Below are 1474 nucleotides of genomic sequence, written 5' to 3'. Positions count from 1 at the left end.
CCTTAGGGGTCATCTATAAGCCGGGAACCGTTTGTCCATTCCCTATAGTGTCAATAAAACCACTACAGTCTGATTCCGTACCTTTTGGTTCAAGCGCAAGTCCAGTTTCGCTTGTTGGAAGTAACGACTCTTGCAATGATTCACTTTACGTTCTCCATAGAACCCTTATCCTAGCAAGTATTCTGAATTGGACTTTCAGAGGTCTTCACATTGTCCCAGGAGCTTTGCACCCCACCATTACTAGTGACGCACATCCTGGTAGGATTGCTCCGAATGGAAGGAGTAGCGTTTCCGCAATTCATGATTTAACTTCTTGTCGCACTTATTGGTCTTCCTCTCTTCTTTTTCTTCCTATTTCTTTTATTTACTGGTATATTGGACTTTATTCCTCTTCTCCTGTTATATTTTCTAATTTTAGCTGTATCATACATTGCATCAGCTGTTACTTTGGAAGGCCTGTTAACAGGCCTTCCTACAGGTCTCTTTATATTAAAATTTTTAAGTGTAGGTATATAAAGTGTAGAATCATTCTTATTTGCAGGAACAATAATAATCGAGAGAGGTAAACCCTGTAGATCTACTAAAACGCTTATTTTTATTCCTTTTATTTTTTTGTGTCCATCGTAACCGATATTCCCCCTTTTTTAGCCGGAACATCCTTTGTATCAGTAAAGCAGTGAGAAAGACCTATTTTATTCAAATCGTAACCTTTGTTTAAAAGTTCATTGAAAATCTTCTGATAAATACCATGTTCACACAGATATAGATGGAATCTATGTACTGTTGACTTAGATCCATATTTAGCATGAAAGTACATGAGGATATCTTCCTCACGTGCTCTCTTCACCTTCTTTTTCCATTATCGCAAATATTTCACTAATTATTTTTATTCGTTCATCAACTGAGAATATTTCTGTCTCAACAATCTTCCTCTTTTGAATTTCTCCTTTTTGATATCCAGTTCCATCTTCGTATATCTCATCGTTTACGATAAGATGCCATATTATCGTTGCAATTTTCCTTGCCAAGGCAATAATTGCCTTGGAATGCCCAATTGACTTCTTTTTCCTGTTAAAAAACTCTTTTAACTTACTGTTATTCTTTCTTGCCGCTGCTTGAGAAATCTGCGTAAGAATCCATCTTGCTCCCTTTGATCCTCTCTTTGTGATTCTTCCGTTGTGGTATTTATCTGCAGATTGATACACATTAGGAACCAGACCAAGCCAGGAAGCAAGCTTATCTCCAGAAGAAAAATCCTTGAAATTGCCTATTTCAGCAAGTAAAATTGCCGCACCAAGTTCTCCTATACCTGGAACTGACATTAAAATCTCCATTTCTCGCTTATGCTTTTTATAAGCATAATTGAAAATTTCTTTCTCTAAAGCTTCGATCTCATCATCAATACTCTTTATGAGTTTCAGACAGATCTGAAGTCTGAATGCAGCACTTTGAGAGATTTCTCGATCAAGAATTT

Annotated in this window: 3 protein-coding genes; all 3 read right to left on the bottom strand. The window is 36.8% G+C overall.

Translation table 11 applies throughout. The features are described from left to right. Positions 1-305: 305 nt before the first annotated feature. Positions 306-593, bottom strand: a complete 288-nt coding sequence (locus tag ASJ81_RS12545) for a transposase (protein WP_245860007.1) — start codon at positions 591-593, stop codon at positions 306-308. A gap of 11 nt (positions 594-604) precedes the next feature. After that, positions 605-847, bottom strand: a complete 243-nt coding sequence (locus ASJ81_RS12540) for a hypothetical protein (RefSeq protein ID WP_141241697.1) — start codon at positions 845-847, stop codon at positions 605-607. Next, a partial coding sequence (locus ASJ81_RS12535) for an IS110 family transposase (protein WP_141241560.1) occupies positions 831-1474 on the bottom strand: 644 nt, incomplete at its 5' end. The genes ASJ81_RS12535 and ASJ81_RS12540, both read right to left, overlap by 17 nt.

This window comes from Methanosarcina spelaei, assembly GCF_002287235.1.
Taxonomy (GTDB): Archaea; Halobacteriota; Methanosarcinia; order Methanosarcinales; family Methanosarcinaceae; genus Methanosarcina; species Methanosarcina spelaei.
This window is presented reverse-complemented; position numbering and strand designations above follow the sequence as displayed.